Origin of the sequence: Gemmiger sp. An194 (assembly GCF_002160145.1) — a bacterium.
Classification (GTDB): Bacteria; Bacillota; Clostridia; order Oscillospirales; family Ruminococcaceae; genus Allofournierella.
Window position 1 is genome coordinate 1 of sequence record NZ_NFKA01000043.1, and the last position, 2,051, is coordinate 2,051.

General features: G+C 49.5%; 3 protein-coding genes. All 3 read right to left on the reverse strand.

Annotation, left to right across the window (positions count from 1 at the left end; genetic code table 11):
- On the reverse strand, nucleotides 1-736 hold a 736-nt coding region (locus B5F28_RS14300; protein ID WP_143424775.1), incomplete at its 3' end, for a site-specific integrase.
- Nucleotides 737-875: 139 nt separating this feature from the next.
- Nucleotides 876-1,793 carry a hypothetical protein gene (locus tag B5F28_RS14615; RefSeq protein WP_143424776.1) on the reverse strand — a complete coding sequence of 306 codons (918 nt, stop codon included), beginning with the start codon at nucleotides 1,791-1,793 and terminating at the stop codon, nucleotides 876-878.
- A 21-nt stretch (nucleotides 1,794-1,814) separates the two neighbouring features.
- Nucleotides 1,815-2,051: LexA family protein (locus B5F28_RS14305; RefSeq protein ID WP_275532628.1), on the reverse strand; the 237-nt coding region annotated here is incomplete at its 5' end.

Sequence of the window (2,051 nt, forward strand, 5' to 3'; positions counted from 1 at the left end):
CCCGGCGGGCATTATCGTTCTTCCCGGTGGTGGTTTCGCCGTAGCAGTTGATGGCCCGGCGCAGCTCCAGCCGGTCGCCGTGCCAGTCGGCCCATTCCAGCCCGTTGATCTCCCCGGGGCGCAGGCCTGTAAGCACTTCCAGCCGGTATGCGTTGATGTAATCCTCCACGGCCTTATTTTTGCGCAGAATGGTGGTGTCTACGTTGAAGAGTATCAGGACATCCTTCGGCTGCAAAATGCGTTTCTGGCCCTTCTGAGCGGCTTTGGAGATTTCAAGGTCCTCGCCGGTGAGTGTAGTGTAACGGTTCCGGCGAGCCCATTTCAAAAACGCACATAGATCCGCCCGCAGGTTCTGCAGACTTTTGCGGGAATATCCACCGGCAAGGGCTCTGTCCAGTACCTGCTGCAGATCTCCATCAGTCAGCCGGCCGATGGACTTCTGGCCGATCAACGGCTGAATCTTGTTCCGCCAGCGGCCATCCATTGGGCGGCAGTTGCTGAGACTGGTGGTGGCCCGCTTGGACGCCAAAAACTGAGGATAGAGCACGTCCACCTTGGTGGATGTGCTGATAACCGAGTGCTCCAGCCACTCATCGGCTTTCCGGTTGGCCTCCCTCTGGCCGGTACGGCCGGGCTTTGCGCTGGTGAAGGTTTTGCGCACACCGTCCTTCTGCACATTGATCTGCCATCGCTGGCGGCTTTCGACCCAGACGGCCGTATTGGTGCGAATTGACATAAAAATACCTCCCTGTAGGTGCACTTTGACAAGCCTACCCAGGAGGTGGTATAATCTCGTTGTCCGGACGGATTATTCACCCTTGTGAGTAAGCCTGTTCATGATCCCCCACCGGTTGGCGCCGGTGGGGGATTTTTTATTATTTCGTCATTGTTCCGGTTAGTAAATCAAACCCATGCTCCAAAGCCGCTTGTTGTATACGCTGGAAATTCCGAGAGTTTGAATTCCTCATTCTTCTGTAGGCACCATATCCTTTCGGACATATTTCCGGCATATACTCCCAAAGCCAATCATATGCAGTACGATCAATTCTGTCCTTTTCTGCGTCCGCAATCTGTTTTTCGTATAGTTCCTTTTCTTCAGCGGAGCGATCATCCACAAAAGGGCGATTGGAATACTTAATAAGCGAAGCGCCTCTCAATTCTTTTCCAGACGGCATAGATAGAGATTGACAATCAAAAAGGAAAGGGAAAGCCATGAGCCCGCAATGATCTGGGTTTTGCTTTAAAAAATCTGGGTAGCGTGGAAATCTTGGATCTTTTCCGTAATAAGAATAAACGCGGCATCTGAATTTTGCGCATTCGCTACAGCAGCAACCAAGGTAACCGATAGATACCAAATCGTTTTTTTGATTTTTGGGCGGGATTGCTTTTTTTTCGCATTCATCTATTAAATCCAGAGATACTCCCTTTTCGTTAAACATTGTGTCTAATTTGGCTTTTTCTTCTCTGGCTTCATCAAATCTTCTTGCGAGCTTCAAGTAATCCACTAAGCGGTAGTAATCTTTCGCGCTATAAACCGTGTGGGAGTATTGTTTCAATTCGTTTGATTTTCGCAAACACTCGATTGCCAGGTCGAGGTTTCCCTCGCTTTTATACTGGGTTGCTTTTCTTTGCAAAACATATTCAATCTGGTCAGTCGAAAAAAATAGCGATTTTGCAACAGCTGTTTTCGGAATAGCTCTAATACCTTCTACAGTGGTTAAGTCGAATTTCTCGGTGGGGGAAGTGCGAAGGGAAGAAGCGAGAGCCGACTTGACGATTGACAGAAGTTTCATTACGGTACACCTCGACTATTGTTATTTAACCATAGAGACAAAAAATACCGCCTTGCCTAATATCCGCATATCATTGATGGATTCGCCGGCATAGATCATCGGGGCATATTTGGGGTTGGCAGGTTGGAGAACAACCTGCCCAGGGTACTTATACACTCGCTTAAGCGTGGCCTCGTCGCCGATCAGCACGGCAGCAATCTCGCCGTTTTCTACGTCGGGCTGTTTGCGGATATATACGATATCCCCGTCCAGAATGCG

Bases quoted from the DNA above. Each gene is read 5' to 3' on its own strand.
- B5F28_RS14615 (WP_143424776.1), bottom strand. From the start codon at position 1,793: ATGAAACTTCTGTCAATCGTCAAGTCGGCTCTCGCTTCTTCCCTTCGC.